The sequence below is a fragment of the Kaistia sp. UC242_56 genome, from assembly GCF_044452255.1.
In the GTDB taxonomy this organism is placed as follows: domain Bacteria; phylum Pseudomonadota; class Alphaproteobacteria; order Rhizobiales; family Kaistiaceae; genus Kaistia; species Kaistia defluvii_A.
In genome coordinates this window covers 318,347-340,531 of sequence record NZ_JBIOAN010000002.1, presented here as the reverse complement: position 1 = coordinate 340,531, position 22,185 = coordinate 318,347, and the positions used below count along the sequence as shown (strand labels likewise).

The window sequence follows — 22,185 nt, the reverse complement described above, 5'->3', positions numbered from 1 at the left end:
GGGGCAAGGATGCAAGCGCCGCGTGCAGGGGCGAGAGCAAGCGGAGCGGAGAAGGGTTACCGGGGGTCATCGGTTCCACCCTTCTCCGTCCGATAAGAGCTGATTACGCACAACCGGAAGATCAGCTTGCCAAGATGTGTCGCAAGCCTCCTGCCACTCCCGAAGGCGCGTGCCACCACCAGATATGGTTACGATTTGAATCAAATTCGCCAGATCTGGGGAAGGTTAACGGCCGATTCACCTTCCGCGCATTGCAAATTGCGACGGCATTCGCAATTTGCAAGCGGGGCTTGGCCTCAGGCCAGTCCAACCGGCTCGCGGCGGGCGGCAGGGGCCTCCGTGGCGGCCGCTCCGCCTCGCGGCAGGCGCAGCCAGAAATCCAGGAAGCTGTCGAGGAACTGCGAGGTCTGCGCGTCATAGACGGCACGGCCTTCCATGTGCTGGGCACGCGGCTGCGCCCCGGGCAGCGCGAACCGGTCGGCGCCGGTGGTGGTCCAGCGATGCATCATCGCCAGCGTCAGCTCGATATGGAACTGGAAGCCGAACGCGGCCGGACCGTATTGAAAGGCCTGGTTCTGATAGAGCTGGCCTTCGGCGAGCAGCGCCGCGCCGTCCGGCAGGTCGAAGCCTTCGCCATGCCACTGATAGACCGTCTCCGGCCAGGTGCAGAGCCCCTGCCCCGCCTCGGTCGCCCGCAGCGGGTAATAGCCGATCTCGACCAGCCCGTCGGGCCGGGGGCCGACGCGGGCGCCGAGCTGGCGGGCCAGCATCTGCGCACCGAGGCAGATGCCAAGCAGCGGCGCCTGCTCGGCCAGAGGCACCGCCATCCAGTCGATCTCGCGACGGATGAAATCCTCGTCGTCATTGCTCGACATCGGCCCGCCGAAGACGATCGCCCCGGCGTGTCCGTCCAGGGTCGCCGGCAGCGGGTCGCCAAAGCGCGGGCGGCGGATATCCAGCGGATGACCGCGCTCGGCCAAGCGCAGGCCGACACGGCCGGGCGTCGAATGTTCCTGGTGCAGGACGATCAAGACGGGCTTCAGCGACTGCGGCACGACAGCAAGGGTCCTCAGATCCGGGAGCCGGTCGAAACCGGCCCCGCGGGGTCATTCCTTCGACGGCGCCAGCGTGTCCACGGCGCTGCCGCCCGACTGCACGATCTTCTTCAGCCGCAGCCGCGCACGCCCGGATACGCCAAGCAGATCGGCGACGCGCCAGATCGCATTGTCCTCGAATTCGGTCAGGCGGCCATCGGCATAGACGAGATCCCACATCATCGCGACGATCTGCTCGCGATCGATCTCATCCAGCTGCGACTTCAGCACGCTGGTGAAGCGATAAAAGTCGACGGCCTCGTCGTCGGCCTCGACGGCGGCGCGCACGAGATCGTCGGTCGCCTCCTCGTCGAGGCTGTAGCGGGCCTTGAGCAGTTCGTGCAGGCGGACGCGCTCGGCTTCGGCCACTTCGCCATCGACCGCGACGACGTGATAGAGCAGCGCCGCGGCGGCAAGGCGGTGGTCGTCATCGCCAAATTGCCGGGGAGCCGTCTCACCCGTCAGTTCGGCAATGAAATTACGAAGCACATTGAGCATTCGATCTCTCCGGGGCCGGCCGATTCGAACATCGATTCGACCGACGTGACGGCCTAAGCTGCATGACAATACGGCAAGGTTAGGAAACAGGCACGCGACAAGCGGTCGCCGGACCCAGATCATTCCGGCGCTGCCGCGGAAATGTCGGAATCTCGCCCGCCCAGGCGGGTCGCGTCGACGGGGCTTGCAAAAGCAAACCGCGCACAAAAACAAACCGCCGACCTTTTGGGCCGGCGGCTAAAACATAACTAAATAAGAACAACTCTTTGCCCGAACCAAAAAAAACTCGAGCTCATTAATTCTAACTACAACTGCGCGTCAAATAACCTTCGAATACACTTCTAACCGGGAACTTCCCGAAGCTGCCTTCAACGTCCGGACTTAAGATCTGGTGAATCGTCTGCCCCGCGACAAGAAAAAGAATATGGGCTTCCCTCGCGGGATGCAAGTGGGTTTTGCCCTCCGAGCGCCACATTTTCACAATCTGCCGGATTTCGGCCTAAAATAGCATTAATCCCGATAAACCATACCTGCCGTAGCGATGCCGTGGGCGGCCTGCTGTCCGGCGCCCTTGCCCTCACGCTGGATTCGGGCTTCCCGACCACGAAGCCGACCGGTCAAAAGAAAAGGGCCGGCGCGATAACTCGCGTCGGCCCCCTTGATCTTCACCTGGCGTCGGATGTCAGCGTCGACGCGCCGCGCCACCGCGGAAAGGCGGCCTGGGTGCTTGCGAGGCAAGCGGTTCGCCCTTGTGCCGGAAAACCAGTCGCGCACGATCGAGATCGTATGGCGTCATCTCGACGGTTACGCGGTCGCCCGCCAGCGTCTTGATCCGGTTCTTCTTCATCCGGCCCGCGGTGTAGGCGACGACGACATGCCCGTTCTCGAGTTCCACGCGGAACTTGGCGTCGGGCAGTACCTCGACGACCGTACCCTCGAATTCGAGCGCTTCTTCCTTCGCCATGTGTTGTTCCTTACGAGACCTTCAGTTCCGTCGCGGACGTCTTGCCGCGACGATCGGTCTCGAGTTCGTACGAGATCTTGGCGCCGTCGCGCAGCGTCGACAAACCAGCACGCTCAACCGCGCTGATGTGCACGAACACATCCTGACCACCCTGATCGGGCTGGATGAATCCATAGCCCTTCGTCGCATTGAACCACTTCACTGTACCCGTCGCCATGGAAATCTCCTTCAGTCTGGCGGTAGAGAACTTTGCTAACGACCGTCCCGTCGTCAAGCCGCTCGGCGGCGTTGTTGGCCACGCCACCGATTTTTCTTGCTCTTTTCTTCGTTCGGCAGGCTATCACGCACCGGCTTGTCGCCCCGCTGCGTATCTGCAACGGGCCGAGGCGCGGCGTGCGAGGCCTTGAATTGGGTCGCGACTTCAGGGATCGGACGGCGAATCAGCCGCTCGATGGCCTTCAGACGCGCCGATTCACCGGCGTCGAACAGAGAGAGGGCGAGCCCGCTGCGACCAGCGCGGGCCGTACGTCCAATGCGATGGACATACGATTCCGGCTCGTCGGGCAGGTCGAAATTCACAACATGGGTGATGCCGGAGACATCGATGCCGCGAGCGGCGATGTCGGTCGCGACGAGCACCCGGAGACTTCCATCCTTGAAGCCCTCCAGCGCCTTCTGACGGGCGCCCTGGGACTTATTGCCGTGCAGGGCCAGCGTCTCGACGCGAGCCTTCTGCAGGTGCTGCGCGACGCGGTCGGCGCCGTGCTTGGTGCGCGTGAAGACGATCACGCGCTCCATCTCCGGATTGGCGAGCAGATCCAGGAGGAAATTACGCTTTTCGGCCGTCGGCACGCGATAGAGCTTCTGGTCGATACGGTCGACGGTGACCGCTTCCGGCGTGACCTCGACCCGGACCGGGTCCTTGAGGATCTTGCGCGAAAGCGTCGCCACTTCGGCCGGCATGGTGGCCGAGAACAGCAGCGACTGGCGGTTTTCCGGCAGCAGCGCCACGATCTTCATGACGTCGCGGACGAAGCCCATGTCGAGCATGCGGTCGGCCTCGTCCAGCACCAGGTGGGAGACCTGGTCCAGACGGACGACGCGCGCCTGCAGATGGTCGAGCAGGCGGCCGGGGGTGGCGACGAGAATGTCGACGCCCTTTTCGAGCGCCCGGATCTGCGGCTGATGGCCGACGCCGCCGAAGACGAGCGCGTGCCGGATGCCGAGGAACTTCGAGAACTTGCGCAGCTCGGAATCGATCTGGATCGCAAGTTCGCGCGTCGGGGCGAGAATGAGGGAACGGGCACTCTTCGGCTGGAGACCATCAGCGCGGCGCGACAGATGCTGCAGGAGCGGCAGGCCGAACGCGGCGGTCTTGCCGGTTCCGGTCTGCGCAATGCCGAGCATATCGCGGCCTTCGAGAAGTGCGGGGATTGCCTGGGCCTGGATCGGCGTCGGCGTCGTAATGCCGGCCACGTCAAGCGCACGCACGAGCGGCTCGGCAAGTGCCAAAGCCGCAAAATTTGTCAATTGATTCAAGAAGAAAGCCTAATTATGCGAACACCATCCGGCATCCGACTTCTAGCCATGACCCACGCGCGACAGGATCAGAGGACGGGGTCGTGTCCTACCTTACCAGCAGGATAGAGCCACCGAAATCTCGTGTGGCACAGCGCGATCACGATGATCGTCGCCGCGTATATGCAGACTCGCGGCGGAAAAAGCAAACGAAAAGTCGCACGGTCCCAGAATAGACCGCGAGATTGCGGCGGAAGCGCCCGGATGTTCTTGTCTCTGCCGCGCTTCTGTGCAGAGTGCCCGTTCTAGCAGCCCCTTGTGTGAATTTCATGTCCGCCAGCAGCCCTACCGCCACCGCGCGCACGCTTTCCGGTCCTCTTCTCGGCATCGCGCTGATGATTCTGGGCATCCTGCTGTATTCGGTGAATGACACGCTGGGCAAATGGCTGGTCGGCACCTATTCGGTCGGCATGATCCTGCTGATCCGGTCGCTGGCGGCGCTTCTGGTCATGCTGCCGGTCATCTGCCGCGACAATGGCGTGCGCCAGCTCGCCCAGGCGCCGCGTCCCTGGATGCAGCTGCTGCGGGTGGGCGTGATCACCGGCGAGATCGGCTTCTTCTACTGGGCGGTGTCGCTACTGCCGCTCGCCGACGTCATGACCTATTACCTGGCCGGACCGATCTATGTGACCGCGCTGTCGGCGCTGCTGCTGAAGGAAAAGGTCGACGGTCCGCGCTGGGCGGCGATCGTCGCCGGCTTCATCGGCGTGCTGATCGTGCTGCAGCCCTCCTCCGACAGCCTGAGCTGGGGCGCCCTGATCGCCATTGGCGGCAGCCTTTTCTTCGCCGCGCTGATGATCGTCACCCGCCAGTTGCGCGGCACGCCGGACAAGACGCTGCTGACCTTCTCGACGGTGAGCACGCTGGTGGTCGGCGCCGTGATCGCACCGTTTGCCTGGGTGACGCCGACGGGGATCGATTTCGGGCTGCTGGGCTTGCTCGGCGTCGTCGCGCTGATGGCGCAGTTCTGCGTCACGCGCTCGCTCAAGCTGGCGCCGGCCTCGGTGGTCGTGCCCTATCAGTACACCATGCTGATCTGGGCCGTGGTGTTCGGCTATTTCGTATTCGGTGACCAGCCGAAGCCTTCCATGCTGATCGGCGCCGCCATCATCATCGCCTCCGGACTGTTCATCTTCATGCGCGAGCAACGCGAGGCGCGCACCAAGGCCGGCCAGAGCATCGCCGAGGAAGTCGGCGACAACGTTCCCGGCTAGTCCCGGAAGAGGGCCTGCCGAAGCCGGCCTGAGCGGCCGCCGCGCTCACGATTGCGTGTGGGAAAAGGCCATAGCCGCGCCGCAATTGAGGCCCGAGATCCCGCCACCGGATGGCGCGTCGATCCCGATACGCCGGCTCTTGCGGATCGGTCGAAATGGGCGTTCCATCGCGCCTTGTGAATGCAGTCGACGCCCCCTCGCCTCCCTTGTTCACCGTGCGGCCGGCCCTGGTCGCCGATCTCGATGGGCTGGTCGCGATCGAGGCCGCCTCGTTCCAGACCGACAAGATGGCGCGACGCAGTTTCCGCAAGCTCGTCGAAGCGCCGACCGCCGCCCTCACCGTCGCCGCCCTCCCCGATGGCCGCCTCGTCGGCTATGCGCTGCTGCTGTTCCGGGCCGGCACCGGCATGGCGCGGCTCTATTCCATCGCCGTGCTGGCGGACATGCGCGGCAGCGGGGTCGGCGCGGCGCTGGTGACCGAATCCGAGCGGGTCGCCTTCGAGCGGGACCGCTTCCTGCTCCGGCTTGAAGTGCGCGAGGACAATGCGGCCGGCATCCGCCTCTACGAGCGGCTCGGCTATCGCCGCATCGGCCGCTATCTCGACTATTACGAAGATCACGCCAACGCGCTGCGCTACGAAAAGCGGCTGCGCGGCGACGCGCTCTCGACCTCGGTGCGCTATTACGAGCAGACCACCGATTTCACCTGCGGCCCCTGCTGCGTGATGATGGCGCTCCGCCATCTCCGTCGCAATTACGCCATGAGCCCGGTCGAGGAGATCAAGCTCTGGCGGCAGGCGACGACGGTGTTCATGATGGCGGGGCTGGGCGGCTGCGATCCGCATGGGCTGGCCGTCTCGGCCGCCCGCAACGGCCTTTCGGCCTCGATCCACGTCAGCCGCGAGGGCTCGCTGTTCCTGGAATCGGTGCGCGATCCCGAGAAGCGCCGGGTCATGGAACTGGCGCAGGAGGATTTCCGCCACCAGACCATCGCCTTCGACATCCCGATCCACCACCGGCCGCTTGACGTCGCCGCGATCCGCGAGGCCTTGGCGCAGGGCGCCCTGGTCATCGTGCTGATCTCGGCCTACCGGATGTTCGGCAAGAAGGTGCCGCACTGGGTGCTGGTGGTGGGCGATGACGGGCGCCATCTCTTCATTCACGACCCCTGGGTCGAGGACCGTGAGCACGAGACTCATTCGGACGCGGCCAACCTGCCCATTCCCTATGCCGATTTCGAGCATATGGCGCGCTGGGGCCGGGAACCGTTGCGCGCGGCTGTCGTTCTCAGACCGAGGTGAACCATGGCTGATTGGGTTATCCTGGTCGATACGGCGAAGGACTTTCCAAACGAGGATACGCCGCACAAGGTCATCACGACGAAGGACTACCTGGCCAGGGCCAATCTCTTTCGCGGTTCCCGCCCCAAGATCATCAACCTGTCGCGCTCCTTCGCCTATCAGAGCCGGGGCTATTACGCCTCGCTGCTGGCCGGCGCGCGCGGCCACCGCGTCGTGCCGAACGTTGAGACGATGATCGATCTCGCCAGCCGCACGCTCTATGCCCAGGCGTTGCCGGAGCTCGAGGACCAGCTGGCCAAGGCGATTTCTGCCTCGGACGACAAGGACCTGCCCGGCCGGTTGCTGGTGATGTTCGGCATCAGCGAGGACCATCGCTTCGATCGGTTCTCCCGCCTGCTCTTCGACTGGTTCCGCTGCCCCGTGCTGGAGGTGACGATCGACCAGAACAGCCGGGCCGAGATCCGCAAGCTCGCTCCCGTACCGATCAACAAGCTGACGTCGCACGAGCTCGCCTTCTTCCATGAGGCGCTGCACGACCACACCCGGCGCGAATGGCGCTCGAAAAAGGCGACCCGCTCGGCGCCGCGCTATTCCTTCGCCGTGCTACACGACCCGACCGAGGCCATGCCGCCCTCCAACCTCGTCTCGCTGAAACACTGGGCCCGCACGGCGGAAAAGCTCGGTGTCGAAGTCGAGCCGATCACCAAGAAGGACCTGGCGCGGCTGGCGGAGTTCGACGCGCTGTTCATCCGCGAGACCACCTCGATCGACAACCACACCTATCGTTTCGCCCGGCGCGCCGTCCAGGAAGGCATGCCGGTGATCGACGACCCCGTTTCGATGATCCGCTGCACCAACAAGGTCTATCTGCAGGAGCTGATGACCGGCAACGGCATCGCGGTGCCGCCGACGATCATCCTCGGCGGCAATGGCGATCTCGAACGCGCCGCCGACGAGCTTGGCTTTCCGCTGGTCATGAAGATCCCGGATTCCTCCTTCTCGCGCGGCGTCAAGAAGGTCGACAACCATCGTCAGATGGACGAGCTGGCGCGGGCCTGGTTCAAGGACACGGACCTGCTGCTGGCGCAGAAGTTCATGCCGACCGAGTTCGACTGGCGCGTCGGGGTGCTGGGCGGCAAGCCGCTCTTCGTCTGCCAGTACACCATGGCCAAGAAGCACTGGCAGATCGTCAAGCACCAGCCCAACGGCAAGGCGCTGGAGGGCGGCCTGCGCTCAATGACCATCGGCCAGGCGCCGCCCGAGGTGATCGACATCGGCCTGCGCGCTGCGCAGCTGATCGGCAACGGGCTCTATGGCGTCGACATCAAGCAGACCGAAGACGGGTTCTTCGTCATCGAGGTCAACGACAATCCCAACATCGAGCACGGCATTGAGGACGCGGCCGAAAAGGACCAGGTCTGGATCGAGCTGACCCGCTGGTTCGTCAACCGGCTGGAGCGGTAGGGCATTCCATGCCGCCCTTCCCCTTTACCCAACAAGAGCCTCGCATAGCACCATCCTCAACTTGCTGAGGAGGCCCAGAGGGCCGTCTCGAAGCACGAAGAGCGGCTTTCCGCTATCCGGATTTGCCCTCAGGCGGTGCGTCCTTCGAGGCTTCGCTGCGCGAAGCGCCTCAGGGTGTCGGTGATCGCAGCGTTGCAGAACGTCCGTCTTGCGTTGCGCGAAGGTCGCCTCCGTAAGAGGTGACAAGCGTAGCGCCTAGTGATCCCAGGCCTGGATGTTGGTTTGGCGGCGGATCTTGCCGTCGGCGAGTTCCAGCATCGCGCTCATGTAGACCTTGACGCCATCGGGATAGGTGCAGGTCTCGGCAAAGGCGAGATGGCTGCCCTCCATCAGTCCGTCGTCGAGGTGATGCTTCATGGCGCGGCTGCAGACGTCGTCGAGCATGGCGCGGATCGCCGGCTTGCCCTTGAGCACCAGCGGCCGGCTCGGCGGATGGTCCTGGTCGATGACGCGGAGTTCCGCGTCGTCGGCATAGAAGGCCGCCAGGGCCTTGGCGTCATTGCCTTCCACCGCCTTGCGAAGTTCGGAGAGAGTGACCGTGTTCGGCATGGTTTCCTCCTGCGAAAGCGCCGGGAGGCGGGCGAAGCGTTGCGTCCTGTCCCGCCTCGTCCATGACAACAAACCCGGGCGCGAGGAGACAATCTATCCCAACGCGGCCCGGGTGATGCAGGATCTGGCGGCAAGGCGGATCACATTCGAGCGATCCGCCGCCTCAAACGGGAGATGGCGCGTCAGCGACGCTCTTCGTCGGGATCCACGACGCGATATTCGGCGTCGATGATCACCTCGTCCGGCCGGCCACGCGGGGGGGCGCGGAACGGATTCGGCTCTTCATACGCGGTCTGGGCGGCGGGATCGGGACGCGTCCCCGGCCGGGCCGCGCCGGGCGGCATAGCGCGGGCCAGGAAGCTCCGCAGGATGCGCCGGCGGAACAGGTAGACGACGGCCAGCACCGGAATGAGGATCAGCGCGATCGACAAGGACACGACCAGCGCCGCGAAGACCACGCCGGCGCCGACGACGAGCGCCAGCCCGAGCCGAAGCTTGTCCTTCCAGCTCGTGGTGCCGCGGGGGCCTGAAATCGTGAAGGTCCGGTAGGTCGTCATCGTCTCCGCCTGTTTCAATCGCGCACCACATGTGGGTGCACTGCCATCTTCGCGCAACGGCTAGGCCGCAAGAAGAAGACGCAGCGTCAGGATCGATGGCGAATGCGCCCGGAATTTGGCCGACCCGCAAGGAAACATTGCGGGCCGGTATCGTTTTGTTGCTCAGGCGTCGATCTCGGAGCCATCCTGGCTCCAGCGCGTGTGGAACTTGCCCGGCTTGTCGAGGCGGCCATAGGTGTGCGCGCCGAAATAATCGCGCAGGCCCTGCAGCAGGTTGGCCGGGCCGCGCGCGCGGCGCAGGCCATCATAATAGGCGATCGACGACGAGAAGGCGGGAACCGGAATGCCCTGCTCGATCGCCAGGCCCACGACCTTGCGCCAGTTCGGCTCGGCCTTCGAAACCGCATCGCGGAAATAGTCCTGCAGTAGCAGGTTCGGACCAGCGACGCCCGCGTCATAGGCATCGCGGATGCGGTTGAGGAAGCGGGCGCGGATGATGCAGCCGCCGCGCCAGAGCGAGGCGACCTCGCCGAGCTTCAGATCCCAGCCGAACTGCTCGGAGGCGACCGTCAGATGCTCGAAGCCCTGGGCATAGGCGACGATCTTGGAGGCATAGAGCGCATCCTTGACGGCGTCGATGTCGGCCTGGGTGATCTGGCGCTTGGCGGGAGCCTCGTGCGGGAACAGCTTTTCGGCTTCGGCGCGCTGGGCCCGACGGCCGGAAAGGGCGCGCGCGAACACCGCCTCGGTGATCGAGGTCAGCGGCACGCCGAGATCCAGCGCCGACTGCGCCGTCCAGCGTCCGGTGCCCTTCTGCTCGGCTTCGTCGACAATCGAATCGACCAGCGGCTTGCCGGTGCTGTCGATCTTGCGCAGCACGGCCGAGGTGATGTCGATCAGGTAGGAATCGAGATCGCCCTTCATCCATTCGGCGAAGATGTCGGCGATCGCAGGCGCCTCGAGGCCATAGACCGTCTTGAACAGGTCATAGGCTTCGGTGATCAGCTGCATGTCGGCATATTCGATGCCGTTATGGACCATCTTGACGTAATGGCCGGAGCCTTCGGTGCCGATATAGGCGCAGCAGGGCTCGCCATCGACCTGGGCCGCCATCTTGGTGACGATCGGCTCGATGCGGGCATAGGCCTCGCGCGTGCCGCCCGGCATCATGCTCGGACCTTCGAGCGCACCCTCTTCACCGCCGGACACGCCCATGCCGATGAACTTGATGTCGCGGTCTTTCAGATAGTGGAAGCGCCGGTTCGTATCGGTGTAGAGGGAGTTGCCGCCATCAATGATGATGTCACCCGTCTCCAGATGCGGCAGCAGCTCCTCGATCACCTGGTCGACCGGCTGACCGGCCTTGACCATGATGATGATGGCGCGCGGCTTGGCGATCGAAGCGACAAAATCCGGAATCGTCTTCGACGGCGTGAAACGGCCCTCGGAGCCGTGCTCGCCGATCAGTTCGTCGGTGCGGGCACCATTGCGGTTGAACACGGCGACGCCGAATCCCTTGCGGGCCGCGTTGCGGGCGAGGTTCGCGCCCATGACGGCGAGACCAAGCACGCCAATATCAGCGAGTTGCTGCAAAGTGTTTCATCCCTGATGCGTGTTAGACTTTGGGACCATCGCGGGGAACTACGTTGGCCTGCGAGTTTGACATCAGCCGAGCGGCTGAGCGGACGGGTGCACAGACAGACGGTATGGACCGAGGACGGGACGAGGGCAATATCCCGCCCGAAAATTGCTGCGACACACGAAACATCGACGACTTGCCGGAAAGCCGGATTCCGACTCTACTCGGGCCGCACAACCTTCAGGAGAAATCCATGCGCCGTCTCCTCCTCATCGCCGCCATGACGCTCGCAGGTACATCGGCCGCTCCTGCGATGGATTGCGACAACGCCCCGGACCAATCGACGATGAACGTCTGCGCGGACATGGCGCTCAAGGCCACCGACAAGCGGCTCAACATGGTCTACCGGGCGATCACCCGGCGCCTCGCCGACGACCCCGACGCGACGCGGCTGCTGGTGACGACGCAGCGCGCCTGGATCGCGTTCCGCGATGCCGAATGCAGCTTCCGCAGCTCCGGCGTCAGCGGCGGCAGCGCCTATCCGATGGTCTACAGCACCTGCCTGGACGGCATGACCCGCACCCGGCTGGACGAGCTCAAGGCGATGCTGGCCTGCCGGGAAGGCGACATGAGCTGCCCCGTGCCGGCGGAGTGAACCCGCCGGCGGGAAGCCAGATCCTCAGACGTCGAGATTGACCACGCTGAGGGCGTTGTCCTGGATGAACTCGCGGCGCGGCTCGACTTCGTCGCCCATCAGCTTGGTGAAGAGATCGTCGGCGGCGTCCGCCTCCTTGATCTTCACCTGCAGAAGCGAACGGACGTTGGGATCGAGCGTCGTTTCCCAGAGCTGGCTGGCGTTCATCTCGCCAAGGCCCTTGTAGCGCTGCATTTGGATGCCCTTGCGGCCCTGCAGGAAGACGGCTTCCAGCAGCGAGCGCGGGCCGAAGATCGGCGTGCTCATTTCCTTGCGACGCAGCGTCGACGGCTTGGCGAAGACGTCGGAGATCCGCGACGAGATGGCATGCAGCTTGCGGGCATCGGCCGAATCGATCAGCGCCAGGTCGATGGTGTGCACCTCGCGCACGCCACGAACCTCGCGCTCGAAGCGGTAACCGCCTTGCGGGTCGAGCGTGCCCTGCCAGCCGCGCTCGGTTTCCTCGGCGATCAGGTCGAGGCGGGTGGCGATCGCGTTGGCGGCGGCCGTGGCGCGGTCCTTGTCTTCGAGCAGCGCCGGGTCGAGACCGCCGGCCATCGCCGCCTGCTCGACCATGCCGCGGTCGTAGCGGGTATGGATGCCGCTCAGGATCGAGGCGATCTGGCGCGCGTCCTGGATCAGGTGATCGAGATCCGCGCCGGCGCGGACTTCGCCATCTTCCTGCTGCAGCGCGGCCTCATCGAGGCCCTGCTGGATCAGGTAATCCTCCAGCGCGCGCTCGTTCTTCAGGTACTGCTCGGAACGGCCCTTGGTGACCTTATAGAGCGGCGGCTGGGCGATGTAGATGTGCCCGCGCTCGATCAGCTCCGGCATCTGGCGGAAGAAGAAGGTCAGCAGCAGGGTGCGAATATGGGCGCCGTCGACGTCGGCGTCCGTCATGATGATGATCTTGTGGTAGCGCAGCTTGTCCGGCGCGAACTCGTCCTTGCCGATCGAGGTGCCGAGCGCGATGATCAGCATGCCGATCTGCTCGGACGACAGCATCTTGTCGAAGCGTGCACGCTCGACGTTCAGGATCTTGCCGCGCAGCGGAAGCACGGCCTGGTTCTCGCGGTTGCGGCCCTGCTTGGCCGAGCCACCTGCCGAGTCACCCTCGACGATGAAGATTTCGGACTTGGCCGGGTCGCGTTCCTGGCAGTCGGCGAGCTTGCCGGGCAGCGAGGCGATGTCGAGCGCGCCCTTGCGCCGCGTCAGGTCGCGCGCCTTGCGCGCCGCTTCGCGGGCGGTGGCAGCCTCGACGACCTTGGCGAGGATGATCTTCGATTCCGCCGGATGCTCCTCGAACCACATGCCGAGCATCTCGTTGACGGCGTTCTCGACGATCGGACGCACTTCCGACGAGACCAGCTTGTCCTTGGTCTGGGACGAGAACTTCGGATCCGGCACCTTGACCGAAAGCACCGCCGTCAGGCCTTCGCGGCAATCATCGGCAGACAGCGTCACCTTCTCGCGCTTCGAGATGCCCTGGCTGTCGGCATAGCCGGTGACCTGGCGCGTCAGCGCGCCGCGGAAACCGGCCAGATGCGTGCCGCCATCGCGCTGCGGGATGTTGTTGGTGAAGCAGTGGACGTTCTCGTGGTAGCTGTCGTTCCACCACATCGAGACCTCGACGGTGATGCCGTCGCGCTCGCTGGTCATGTAGATCGGCGCCGTCATCAGCGGCTTCTTGGTGCGGTCGAGATAGCGCACGAAAGCATCGAGGCCGCCGTCATAGACCAGCTCTTCGCGCCGGACTTCGACGCCGCGCTTGTCGGTCAGCACGATGCGCACGCCCGAATTCAGGAAGGCGAGCTCGCGCAGGCGGTGTTCCAGCGTGTCAAAATCGAATTCGACCTGGGTGAAGGTGTCCGTCGAGGGCAGGAAGGTGACTTCGGTGCCGTTGCGGCCGTCCCAGTCGCCGATGATCTTAAGCGGCGACACGGCGTTGCCATGCGCGAACTCGATCTGATGCACCTTGCCGTTGCGCCAGATCGTCAGCCTCAGCATGCTCGACAGCGCATTCACGACCGAGACACCGACGCCGTGCAGACCGCCGGAGACCTTGTAGGAATTCTGGTCGAACTTACCGCCAGCATGCAGCTGGGTCATGATGACCTCGGCCGCCGAAACGCCCTCCTCGGCATGCAGATCCGTCGGAATGCCGCGGCCATTGTCGCGAACCGTGACGGACCCGTCCGCATTCAGGGTGACATTGACCTCGTCAGCATGGCCGGCGAGCGCCTCGTCGATGGCGTTGTCGACCACCTCATACACCATGTGGTGGAGGCCGGAGCCGTCGTCCGTGTCGCCGATATACATGCCCGGGCGCTTGCGGACGGCATCCAAGCCCTTGAGCACCTTGATAGAATCGGCGCCGTAGGCATCAGAGGCTTGATCGCGGGCGGTATCGGACATTCAGGCTTCCTTGAAAGCGTCGCGCGCCTGCGCGCGCGATACGTCGAATCGAGAGGCTAATATATTGCTTCGACAAGCAAATTACACCCTTAGCCTTACACGGAAACGCGGCGCTTCGGTGGCAAATCGCCACTGACGGGTTCCGGCGACCGCCGAGCTTGCAAGCCGGGCGACGGCACCGGATGCTGTCAGCGAACCACCGTGCCGCCGGCGACGCCAGAGAAAGCCCGATCCATGTCCGCGATCCACGCCTTCCTCGTCCAGTACGGACTGATCGTCGTCTATCTCGGCGTCATCGTCGAGGGCGAGAGCGTGGTCATCGCCGCCGGCTTCCTGGCGCATCAGCATGTGATGAACCCCTACGCCGTCTTCCTCGCCGCCTTCGCCGGTTCGGTCACCGGCGACCAGGCCTGGTTCTTGGTCGGACGCTATCTGGGCGGCAGCCGCTATGCGCAGAAGCAGATGGCCCGCCCCGCCTTCGCCAAGGTGCTCGACCAGATCCACCGCAACAAGGTGCCATTCATCCTGGGCTTCCGCTTCATCTACGGCATCCGCACGATCAGCCCGATCGCGATCGGCGTGGCCCGAGTCAGTCCGCTGCTGTTCACAGGCCTCAATCTCATCTCGGCCGCCGTCTGGGCGGCGGTGATGACCACGATCGGCTACCTGTTCAGCCAGACGCTGGAGCGCTTTGCCGGCCGCCTGCATCAGGACCACAAACTGATCGTCGCCGGCCTGCTGCTGGTCGGCGTGCTGGCGGCCGTGGCGCTCGCGCGGGCCTGGTATGCCCACGGGCAGGCGCGTCGGCAGGCGGACGCCTGAGGCGCGCCGTCAGCGGGCGGAATGCAGCGCCTCGAGGAAGGCCTCGCCATAGAGGGAGAGCTTGCGCTCGCCGACCCCCTGCACACCGCGCATCTCGTCCAGCGTGCCGGGCATCGCCTCGGCCATCTCGATCAGCGTGCGATCGGGGAAGACCATGTAGGCCGGCACGCCTTCGCCGCGGGCGATCTCGCGCCGGAGCGCGCGCAACTGCTCGAACATGGTCGCGGTCGCCTCGTCGAGGCCGTCGGCGCGGTCGTCCTTCTCGCTCCGCCTGGCGCGGCCCTTGGGCGCCGCCTCGCGGATCGAGCGCAGCGCGATCCGCTCATGCCCGAACAGCACCGCCTCGCCTTCCGGCGTGATGCGGAAGCCGCCATGCTCCTCGCTCGCCTCGGCCAGCGCGCCGGCCGCGAAAAGCTGGCGCACCAGCGTTCGCCAGACATGCGCGCTGCGATCCGTGCCGACACCGAACGTCTTGATCTTGTCGTGGCCCTGGCGCTGCACGGCGTCCGTCGCCTCGCCGCGCAGGACATCGACCAGATGCGCCGCGCCATAGCGCTGCCCGGTGCGCACGACGGCGGAGAGCACCTTCTGCGCGTCGACCGTCGCATCGACCAGTTCCGCGCCACCCTGGCAGAGGTCGCAATGGCCGCAGCGGCCCATCGGCTCGCCGAAATAGGCGAGCAGCGCCTGCCGCCGGCAGGTCGCGGACTCCGCAAGATCGGTCATCGCCGCGAGCCGCTTCTGCTCGACCCGGCGCTGCGCCTCGCTGATCGCCTTCTCGTCGATCTGGCGACGGCGGAAGGCCATGTCGTCGAGCCCGTACAGCGTCAGCGTGTCGGCCGGAAGCCCATCGCGGCCGGCGCGGCCGATCTCCTGGTAATAGGCCTCGACACCCGCCGGCATGTCGGCATGGATGACGAAGCGGACGTCCGGCTTGTTGATGCCCATGCCGAAGGCGACGGTGGCGACGACAACGACGCCATCCTCCTGCAGGAAGATATCCTGGTGCTTGGAACGGATGCCGGCGTCGAGTCCGGCATGATAGGGCACCGAGCGGATGCCCTTGCCGACCAGCCATTCCGACAGCTTCTCGGTCTTGTCGCGCGACGAGGCGTAGATGATGCCGCTGCCGCCCTTGTGGCGGGCGAGGAAGTCGGCGATCTGCGTGCGCGGCCGGTCCTTGGCCTCGAAGCGGAGATGGATGTTGGGCCGGTCGAAGGAATGGACGACCACCCGGGGCGGCGCCGGGAAGAGCTGGGCTGCGATATCGTTGCGGGTCGCCTGGTCGGCGGTCGCCGTCAGCGCCACCACCTGCACGCCGCCCAGCGCCTCGCGCACGGAGGCGAGCTGGCGATATTCGGGACGGAAGTCATGGCCCCATTGCGAGACGCAATGCGCCTCGTCGATCGCCAGCCGGCGCACATCGCAGGCGGCCAGCAGCGAGACCAGCCCGTCGCCGGCCAGCCGCTCGGGCGAGACGAACAGAAGCGAGATTTCGCCGGCGCGCAGGCGGCGCAGCGTCTCGCGATTGGCATCGTCGCCATTGGTCGAGTTCAGCGTCGCCGCCGCCACGCCGACATGCTGCATCTGCTGCACCTGGTCGCGCATCAGCGCGATCAGCGGCGAGACGACGACCGTCAGGCCGCCGTCAACGATCGCCGGCAACTGGTAGCACATCGACTTGCCGGAACCGGTCGGCATGACCGCGAGCACATGCTCGCCGCTCATCACCGCCGCGATGACCTCGTCCTGGCCGGGGCGGAAATCATCGTATCCAAAGACAGTTTTGAGCGCTGCGCGGGCGCGCGATAGCGGCATGGAGCATCCGGGGGAAAGTGATTCGGGTTCCGGCGATGCTAGCCGCTCGGCAGCCGGCTTACACGCGCGAAAGCCGGCCCGCGTCGATCCGTCTGGCCGGGCGCGCTATCGCGTGGCGATGGCGATGGCCGCTCCCGCCATGACCACGCTGCTGCCGCGATTGACCCGCTGCACCGCTTTCGCGCTGGTGATCAGGCGGCGTGCGCGCAGCGTCACGCCGACATAGAAGGCGAAAACCATGCCGACCACGGACAGCGTCACCATCGAGAGCTCGAGGAAGGCCAGCCCGTCAATGCGGGTGACGTCGAGGATCGAGGGCAGCAGGGCCAGATAGAACACCATCGTCTTCGGATTGCCCATGCAGACGGCAAGGCCCGCCAGGAACAGCCGAAGGCGGCTCTCCCGCAAGCCGACCGGCGCGATGTCGGGGGCGGCGGCCGGGGCCTTCCACATCTTCCAGGCGACATAGAGCAGATAGGCGGCGCCAGCATATTTGAGCAGCGCGAACACTTCATGGAAGGTCTGCGCCACCATGGCGAGGCCCAGCACGGCCAGCGTCAGCCAGACGATATCGCCGATCGCCATGCCGGCGGTGAAGGCAAAGGCGCCGTGACGGCCACGCCCCAGGACGCGGGCGACGATGGCCGCGATGCCGGGGCCGGGCGAAAAAGCAGCAACCGCGAGGGCGGCGGCGAACAGCGCCAATCCGGAAAGCGAAAGTCCTGTCATCCCACCCTCTTCGGCCGTGCCTAGTCAGCCCGGCGCGTCACAATGTTTCGACGCGTCCCGGCGTCACCGTGAAAATCTGCGCCGAATCCGGCAATTCGGCAAACAGGGCCGGATCGGCCCCCGTCATGAACACCTGTCCGCCGAGCCTGTCCAGTGCCTCGAACAGGGCCGCGCGGCGGCGCTGGTCGAGATGGGCGGCGATCTCGTCGAGCAGGACGATCGGCGCGAGCCCACTCATCCGCGCCACCAGCCTGGCATGCGCCAGCACGATGCCGACGAGCAGCGCCTTCTGCTCGCCGGTCGAGGCACGGCCGGCGGGCACGTCCTTCGGTCCGTGGCGAACGACGAGGTCGCTCGCCTGCGGCCCGATCAGCGTGCGGCCGGCGGCGCGGTCGCGCGCCCGGCCGTTGCGGAGGGCGGCGCGATAGCGATCCTCGGCCTCGACCGCCGGCCCCTGGCCGATCCAGCCCTCGACATCGCCTTCGAGCGCCAGCACGGCGAAGGGAAAGGGCGAACTGTCGTCGCGCTCCTCGGCGATCAGGCCCGCAAGCCGTTCCGCCGTCTCCTTGCGGGCGGCGGCGACCGCGACGCCGATCTCGGCGATCTCGGCTTCCAGCCCGTCGAGCCAGGCCCTGTCGGGCGACGGATCTTCGAGCAGGCGATTGCGGCCCCGCACCGCCTTCTCGAAGGAATTGACCCGGGTGCCATGCTGCGCATCGACCGCCAGGACCAGGCGATCGAGAAAGCGGCGACGGTCACCGGCGGGGCCTGTAAACAGGCCATCCAGCGCCGGCGTCAGCCAGACCATGCGCAGATATTCGGCGAAAGCGGTGGCGGAGGAAACCGGCGCGCCATCGATGCGGCAGCGGCGCGACGGCGGCTGGCCGTCCAACGCCGTGCCCAGGCGGACGGGGCCATTCGCCGTGTCGAGATCAACCGCCACGACGAAGCCGCCGCCCCCGCCGATCCGCGCCATCTCGGCCATGTCGGCGCGGCGCAGGCCGCGGCCCGGCGACAGCAGCGAGATCGCTTCGAGCAGATTGGTCTTGCCGGCGCCATTTTCGCCCGAAAGGGCGACCAGGCGACCGGAGATGGCGACATCGAGACGGCTATAGGAGCGGAAGTCGGCCAGCGTCAGCCGCGTGATGCGCGGCTGGCCGGCCTCGGCCGTGAGGCTCACACGCGCATCGGCATCAGGACGTAGAGCGCGTCCTCGTCGCCGTCATCCTGGATCAACGTCGGCGAGCCGGGATCGGCCAGCTTGAACAGCGCCGTGCCGGTCTTGAGCTGGCCGGCAATGTCGAGCAGGTAGCGCGAATTGAAGCCGATATCGATCGGGTCGGCGGCGTAGTCGACGTCGAGCTCTTCCGTCGCCGAACCCGAATCCGGATTGTTGACGGTGAGCGCCAGGCGGCCTTCCGACGACAGCGACAGCTTGACAGCGCGGCCGCGCTCGCTGGCGATGGTCGAGACGCGGTCGACGGCGTTGGAGAAGGTGCCACGATCGACCTTGAGGAGCTTGTCATTGCCCTGCGGAATGACGCGGGCATAGTCCGGGAAGGTCCCGTCGATCAGCTTCGAGGTCAGGACCACCGCGCCGAAGGAGACGCGGATCTTGGTCTCGGACAGTTCGATGGTCGCGACTTCTTCCGAGCTTTCCAGCAGCTTCTGGATCTCGCCGACCGCCTTGCGCGGCACGATCACGCCCGGCATGCCTTCGGAGCCGATCGGCGCATTGGTCTGCGCCCGGGCCAGGCGGTGGCCATCGGTCGCGACCGCGCGCAGCACCGTGCGGCCTTCGATCGTCGGCGTGTGCAGGTAGATGCCGTTCAGATAATAGCGGGTCTCTTCCGTCGAGATCGCGAACTGGGTGCGATCAATCAACGTCTTGAAGGCCGAGGCCGGCATTTCGAAGCGGATCGGGAACTCGCCCGTGGTCAGGTCCGGGAAATCGGTCTCCGGCAGCATCTGCAGCGAGAAGTTGGAGCGGCCCGAGCGAACCGTCAGCGTCTGGCCATCGGCCGACGTCTCCAGCACCACTTCCGAGCCATCCGGCAACTTGCGCACGATGTCGTAGAGCATGTGCGCCGGCACGGTGGTCGCGCCCGGACGGCCGACATCGGCGGCAATGGTTTCCAGGATCTCGAGATCGAGATCGGTCGCCTTCAGCGTCAGTTCCGAGCCAGAGGCGCGGAGCAGGACGTTGGAGAGGATCGGGATCGTGTTCCGCCGTTCGACCACGCGATGAACGTGGTTGAGGGACTTCAGGAGGTTGGATCGCTCGAGGGTCGCTCTCATGAAACGCAGGAACCTTGATAGAAAAGCCGCGCAGATGGCGCGGCACCGACATAAGGCGGACAGAGCGTCCGGTACGGACCGTGGAAATTGGCTTGTTCGAGCCCGGAACGCAAGGCCCCCTCGACAATCGGCCGGAGGCGGCGCGGCAGGCTGGAATAAGAAAAGGCCGGCGGAGATCCCCGCCGGCCCCTGGGCAGACCGACTATTCGTCGATCATGCGCTTCAGCAACTCGATCTCTTCCTTCAGATGCTGGTCTCCCTGCATCATCTCCTCGACCTTGCGCACGGCGTGCAGCACCGTGGTGTGGTCGCGACCTCCGAAGCGGCGGCCGATTTCCGGCAGCGAGCGCGGGGTCAGCGTCTTGGACAAATACATAGCGATTTGACGAGGACGCACGATGGTGCGGGTGCGGCGGCTCGAGAGCAGGTCGGCCTTCGACACGTTGTAGTGGCGCGAGACGACCTTCTGGATGTCCTCGATCTTGACCCGGCGCGGCTCGGAGGCGCCGACGAGATCGCGAAGCGTGATCTCGGCCGAATTCATCGTCACCGGCTGGTTGGTGAACTGCCACTGCGCCACGAGGCGGTTCAGCGCGCCTTCCAGGTCGCGGCCGTTCGAGACGACCGACTGGGCGACATATTCGATGACCGTCTCGGGAACGTCGACGCCCGGATTCTGCGACTGCGCGATCGCATAGCGTGACTTCAGTATATCGCGGCGCAGATCCAGATCCGGCGAGCCGATCTCGAAGGCGACGCCGCCGCGAAGGCGCGAGCGAACGCGCTCGTCCAGCGTCTCCAGCTCGGCCGCGGGACGGTCCGCCGCCACCACCACCTGGCGCGCGCCGTCGATCAGCGCATTCAGCATGTGGCAGAATTCCTGCTGCACCGACTTGCCCTGCAGGAACTGCAGATCGTCGATCAGCAGCAGATCGATGTCGCGCAGGTTTTCCTTGAAGGCGATTGCCGACTGGTTCTTCAGCGCCGCGACGAAGCGGAACATGAAGTGCTCGGCGGTCAGGTAGACGACCTTGCGGCTCGGATCGGCGCGGCGCGCCGCCTGGGCGACGGCATGCAGCAGATGCGTCTTGCCGCGGCCGACACCGGCGTGAAGGTAGAGCGGGTTATAGGGTGTCGGCCGGCCGGCCGGCGTCTCGGCGACGGCGCGGGCGGCGGCATAGGCAACGCGGTTGGCGCCGCCCTCGCAGAAGGTCTCGAAGGTGAAGCGCGGATCGACCGGCGAGCCGGCGCCATCGGCCTCGATGCGGGCGGGGCTTGCCTGCATCAGGACCGGGGCAGCACTGGCCGCGGGAATGAAGGTCGGCGTCGGATTGGCGGCGACGCTCGCCACGGACGGCTTGTCGACCTTGGCGGGAGCGCGCGCCCGGACGGCGCCGCGCACGATCAGTTCGACCCGGCGGACGCTGTCGACTTCCGCCGTCCAGAGACCGAGCAGCTTGTCGAAATAATGCGCCTGGATCCAGGATTTCAGAAACCGGGTCGGCACCGAAAGGTTGACGGATGCGCCATCGGCGCCTTCGAACTCAACACGCGCAAACCAGCTGGAGAAGACGTCCTCGCCCAGTTCCGTCCGGAGCCGCGTCTTGACGCGCTCCCACAGCACCGCATCGGCACGCCCGCTCATCGGCTGAACCTCGTCGACGGCGATAGCCCGCAAGGCCGAAGCCCCCGATCCGAATTCGCCAGTCCTGTCGTCGCGCATCTGAGCCCCTCTCGTAACGATTGGCATCTAATCATGATTGGACCCAAGGCAGTCCCGCGGCTTTCCAGCCATCCACGGAACCACGATGTCGGCCCTCGTCCAGCGGCCCTTCAAAGCCGCCGGCAATGTTGAAGCACCGGTCGAAACCGGCATCGGCCAGAGCGTTCGCTGCCGCGAGGCTGCGCGCGCCGGACCGGCACAGAAAATACAAGGCCGTCTCGCGACCGACGCCGCGTCGGTCCAGTTCGGCCGCGAGCACCTCGGCGAAGTCGGCGTTGACCGCCATCGTCGGGTAGCTCTGCCACTCCACCAGCAGCGTCTCCTTGCCGATGGCGCTCAGGTCGACAATGCCGACATAAGCCCACTCGGCCCGGGTCCGCACATCGATGAGCATCGATTGCGGCTCGCTGGAAAGACCTTCCCAAGCCTCATCGGCCGAAACGTCGCCGGCAAAGCTGCCGGCAGGCGAACGAGACATACTGCCCCCTCACGCACATGACCGGCGGGTCACGCACTATGTAAAACGCTCGTTGATACAGGGTGGTGGAGGTTCTTCCAGAACGCGGAAGCAGTTAAATACGCAAAAACACTACATATAGAGCAAACTTAATGTTCGCGATTTCACTGCCTTAGCGCCCCTAAACTCTCAGAGGCGAGAAACGCCTGCTTGAATAAATGCCGGATCACCCCTCCGGCGGACGACGACTTTTGTTGTCGTGTCCATGAAGGGGAAAATACACAGCGGGTTGGTGGCTCGCAACGGCGCAACGCCAAGATTCGCCCGCGCCCCGGCGCCGCACCCCCTGGCTCCCACCCCATACCCCCCTC

General features: G+C 65.5%; 20 protein-coding genes. 5 read left to right on the top strand and 15 right to left on the bottom strand.

The window, feature by feature from the left end; all coding sequences use genetic code 11:
* Positions 1 to 296: 296 nt before the first annotated feature.
* From ACHMWQ_RS04355 to ACHMWQ_RS04335, 5 genes are all read right to left on the bottom strand, one after another.
* Positions 297 to 1,055 (bottom strand): glutamine amidotransferase, encoded by a 759-nt coding sequence (locus tag ACHMWQ_RS04355; protein WP_396306519.1) that lies wholly within the window; start codon positions 1,053 to 1,055, stop codon positions 297 to 299.
* A 51-nt stretch (positions 1,056 to 1,106) separates the two neighbouring features.
* Positions 1,107 to 1,592: a TerB family tellurite resistance protein gene (locus ACHMWQ_RS04350; RefSeq protein WP_396306518.1), complete on the bottom strand. Its 486-nt coding sequence runs from the start codon at positions 1,590 to 1,592 to the stop codon at positions 1,107 to 1,109.
* Positions 1,593 to 2,274: 682 nt separating this feature from the next.
* The gene (infA, locus tag ACHMWQ_RS04345; RefSeq protein WP_018182468.1) at positions 2,275 to 2,556 is read right to left on the bottom strand and encodes a translation initiation factor IF-1; all 282 of its coding nucleotides are present in this window, start codon (positions 2,554 to 2,556) and stop codon (positions 2,275 to 2,277) included.
* Between the two features lie 10 nt (positions 2,557 to 2,566).
* Positions 2,567 to 2,773: a cold-shock protein gene (locus tag ACHMWQ_RS04340; RefSeq protein ID WP_018182467.1), complete on the bottom strand. Its 207-nt coding sequence runs from the start codon at positions 2,771 to 2,773 to the stop codon at positions 2,567 to 2,569.
* 53 nt (positions 2,774 to 2,826) lie between these two features.
* Complete coding sequence (locus ACHMWQ_RS04335) at positions 2,827 to 4,047, bottom strand: DEAD/DEAH box helicase (protein WP_396306517.1); 1,221 nt, start codon at positions 4,045 to 4,047, stop codon at positions 2,827 to 2,829.
* 356 nt (positions 4,048 to 4,403) lie between these two features.
* On the opposite strand from ACHMWQ_RS04335, the gene ACHMWQ_RS04330 reads away from it, so the two are divergent.
* The 3 genes from ACHMWQ_RS04330 to ACHMWQ_RS04320 all read left to right on the top strand — a co-directional run bounded on the left by ACHMWQ_RS04330 (position 4,404) and on the right by ACHMWQ_RS04320 (position 8,113).
* Complete coding sequence (locus tag ACHMWQ_RS04330; protein ID WP_354553302.1) at positions 4,404 to 5,348, top strand: DMT family transporter; 945 nt, start codon at positions 4,404 to 4,406, stop codon at positions 5,346 to 5,348.
* Between the two features lie 155 nt (positions 5,349 to 5,503).
* A complete protein-coding gene (locus tag ACHMWQ_RS04325) occupies positions 5,504 to 6,649 on the top strand; it encodes a GNAT family N-acetyltransferase/peptidase C39 family protein (protein ID WP_396306516.1) in 1,146 nt (381 codons plus the stop codon).
* A gap of 3 nt (positions 6,650 to 6,652) precedes the next feature.
* Positions 6,653 to 8,113, top strand: a complete 1,461-nt coding sequence (locus ACHMWQ_RS04320; protein ID WP_354553300.1) for a RimK family protein — start codon at positions 6,653 to 6,655, stop codon at positions 8,111 to 8,113.
* A gap of 255 nt (positions 8,114 to 8,368) precedes the next feature.
* On the opposite strand, the gene ACHMWQ_RS04315 is transcribed toward ACHMWQ_RS04320, so the two are convergent.
* The 3 genes from ACHMWQ_RS04315 to gndA all read right to left on the bottom strand — a co-directional run bounded on the left by ACHMWQ_RS04315 (position 8,369) and on the right by gndA (position 10,872).
* Positions 8,369 to 8,722 (bottom strand): nuclear transport factor 2 family protein, encoded by a 354-nt coding sequence (locus ACHMWQ_RS04315; RefSeq protein ID WP_354553299.1) that lies wholly within the window; start codon positions 8,720 to 8,722, stop codon positions 8,369 to 8,371.
* Positions 8,723 to 8,904: 182 nt separating this feature from the next.
* Positions 8,905 to 9,279, bottom strand: a complete 375-nt coding sequence (locus ACHMWQ_RS04310; protein ID WP_396306515.1) for a hypothetical protein — start codon at positions 9,277 to 9,279, stop codon at positions 8,905 to 8,907.
* 162 nt (positions 9,280 to 9,441) lie between these two features.
* Positions 9,442 to 10,872, bottom strand: coding sequence for an NADP-dependent phosphogluconate dehydrogenase (gndA, locus tag ACHMWQ_RS04305; RefSeq protein WP_354553297.1), 1,431 nt, complete (start codon positions 10,870 to 10,872; stop codon positions 9,442 to 9,444).
* A 239-nt stretch (positions 10,873 to 11,111) separates the two neighbouring features.
* Between gndA and ACHMWQ_RS04300 the strand changes: the two genes are divergently transcribed.
* The gene (locus ACHMWQ_RS04300; RefSeq protein ID WP_396306514.1) at positions 11,112 to 11,513 is read left to right on the top strand and encodes a lysozyme inhibitor LprI family protein; all 402 of its coding nucleotides are present in this window, start codon (positions 11,112 to 11,114) and stop codon (positions 11,511 to 11,513) included.
* Positions 11,514 to 11,537: 24 nt separating this feature from the next.
* Here ACHMWQ_RS04300 and gyrB read toward each other — a convergent pair whose 3' ends face one another.
* Complete coding sequence (gyrB, locus tag ACHMWQ_RS04295) at positions 11,538 to 13,967, bottom strand: DNA topoisomerase (ATP-hydrolyzing) subunit B (protein WP_396306513.1); 2,430 nt, start codon at positions 13,965 to 13,967, stop codon at positions 11,538 to 11,540.
* Between the two features lie 234 nt (positions 13,968 to 14,201).
* On the opposite strand from gyrB, the gene ACHMWQ_RS04290 reads away from it, so the two are divergent.
* A complete protein-coding gene (locus ACHMWQ_RS04290) occupies positions 14,202 to 14,789 on the top strand; it encodes a DedA family protein (RefSeq protein WP_396306512.1) in 588 nt (195 codons plus the stop codon).
* Positions 14,790 to 14,798: 9 nt separating this feature from the next.
* Here the strand turns inward: ACHMWQ_RS04290 and recQ are convergent, their stop codons facing one another.
* The 6 genes from recQ to ACHMWQ_RS04260 all read right to left on the bottom strand — a co-directional run bounded on the left by recQ (position 14,799) and on the right by ACHMWQ_RS04260 (position 21,835).
* Positions 14,799 to 16,607, bottom strand: a complete 1,809-nt coding sequence (gene recQ, locus ACHMWQ_RS04285) for a DNA helicase RecQ (protein ID WP_354553293.1) — start codon at positions 16,605 to 16,607, stop codon at positions 14,799 to 14,801.
* Positions 16,608 to 16,712: 105 nt separating this feature from the next.
* The gene (locus ACHMWQ_RS04280) at positions 16,713 to 17,336 is read right to left on the bottom strand and encodes a LysE family translocator (protein ID WP_396306511.1); all 624 of its coding nucleotides are present in this window, start codon (positions 17,334 to 17,336) and stop codon (positions 16,713 to 16,715) included.
* Between the two features lie 37 nt (positions 17,337 to 17,373).
* Positions 17,374 to 18,516, bottom strand: a complete 1,143-nt coding sequence (recF, locus tag ACHMWQ_RS04275) for a DNA replication/repair protein RecF (RefSeq protein ID WP_396306510.1) — start codon at positions 18,514 to 18,516, stop codon at positions 17,374 to 17,376.
* Positions 18,513 to 19,634, bottom strand: coding sequence for a DNA polymerase III subunit beta (dnaN, locus tag ACHMWQ_RS04270; RefSeq protein WP_396306509.1), 1,122 nt, complete (start codon positions 19,632 to 19,634; stop codon positions 18,513 to 18,515). The genes recF and dnaN overlap by 4 nt, the downstream gene beginning before the upstream one ends.
* Before the next feature lie 202 nt (positions 19,635 to 19,836).
* Positions 19,837 to 21,279, bottom strand: coding sequence for a chromosomal replication initiator protein DnaA (gene dnaA / locus ACHMWQ_RS04265; protein ID WP_396309383.1), 1,443 nt, complete (start codon positions 21,277 to 21,279; stop codon positions 19,837 to 19,839).
* A gap of 109 nt (positions 21,280 to 21,388) precedes the next feature.
* Positions 21,389 to 21,835, bottom strand: coding sequence for a rhodanese-like domain-containing protein (locus ACHMWQ_RS04260; protein ID WP_266334366.1), 447 nt, complete (start codon positions 21,833 to 21,835; stop codon positions 21,389 to 21,391).
* Positions 21,836 to 22,185 lie beyond the last annotated feature (350 nt).

Bases quoted from the DNA above. Each gene is read 5' to 3' on its own strand.
- ACHMWQ_RS04300 (WP_396306514.1), top strand. From the start codon at position 11,112: ATGCGCCGTCTCCTCCTCATCGCCGCCATGACGCTCGCAGGTACATCG.
- ACHMWQ_RS04290 (WP_396306512.1), top strand. From the start codon at position 14,202: ATGTCCGCGATCCACGCCTTCCTCGTCCAGTACGGACTGATCGTCGTC.
- ACHMWQ_RS04260 (WP_266334366.1), bottom strand. From the start codon at position 21,835: ATGTCTCGTTCGCCTGCCGGCAGCTTTGCCGGCGACGTTTCGGCCGAT.
- ACHMWQ_RS04340 (WP_018182467.1), bottom strand. From the start codon at position 2,773: ATGGCGACGGGTACAGTGAAGTGGTTCAATGCGACGAAGGGCTATGGA.
- ACHMWQ_RS04280 (WP_396306511.1), bottom strand. From the start codon at position 17,336: ATGACAGGACTTTCGCTTTCCGGATTGGCGCTGTTCGCCGCCGCCCTC.
- ACHMWQ_RS04330 (WP_354553302.1), top strand. From the start codon at position 4,404: ATGTCCGCCAGCAGCCCTACCGCCACCGCGCGCACGCTTTCCGGTCCT.
- recQ (WP_354553293.1), bottom strand. From the start codon at position 16,607: ATGCCGCTATCGCGCGCCCGCGCAGCGCTCAAAACTGTCTTTGGATAC.
- dnaA (WP_396309383.1), bottom strand. From the start codon at position 21,279: ATGAGCGGGCGTGCCGATGCGGTGCTGTGGGAGCGCGTCAAGACGCGG.
- ACHMWQ_RS04310 (WP_396306515.1), bottom strand. From the start codon at position 9,279: ATGACGACCTACCGGACCTTCACGATTTCAGGCCCCCGCGGCACCACG.
- ACHMWQ_RS04315 (WP_354553299.1), bottom strand. From the start codon at position 8,722: ATGCCGAACACGGTCACTCTCTCCGAACTTCGCAAGGCGGTGGAAGGC.
- gyrB (WP_396306513.1), bottom strand. From the start codon at position 13,967: ATGTCCGATACCGCCCGCGATCAAGCCTCTGATGCCTACGGCGCCGAT.
- ACHMWQ_RS04350 (WP_396306518.1), bottom strand. From the start codon at position 1,592: ATGCTCAATGTGCTTCGTAATTTCATTGCCGAACTGACGGGTGAGACG.
- ACHMWQ_RS04325 (WP_396306516.1), top strand. From the start codon at position 5,504: ATGGGCGTTCCATCGCGCCTTGTGAATGCAGTCGACGCCCCCTCGCCT.
- infA (WP_018182468.1), bottom strand. From the start codon at position 2,556: ATGGCGAAGGAAGAAGCGCTCGAATTCGAGGGTACGGTCGTCGAGGTA.
- ACHMWQ_RS04320 (WP_354553300.1), top strand. From the start codon at position 6,653: ATGGCTGATTGGGTTATCCTGGTCGATACGGCGAAGGACTTTCCAAAC.
- dnaN (WP_396306509.1), bottom strand. From the start codon at position 19,634: ATGAGAGCGACCCTCGAGCGATCCAACCTCCTGAAGTCCCTCAACCAC.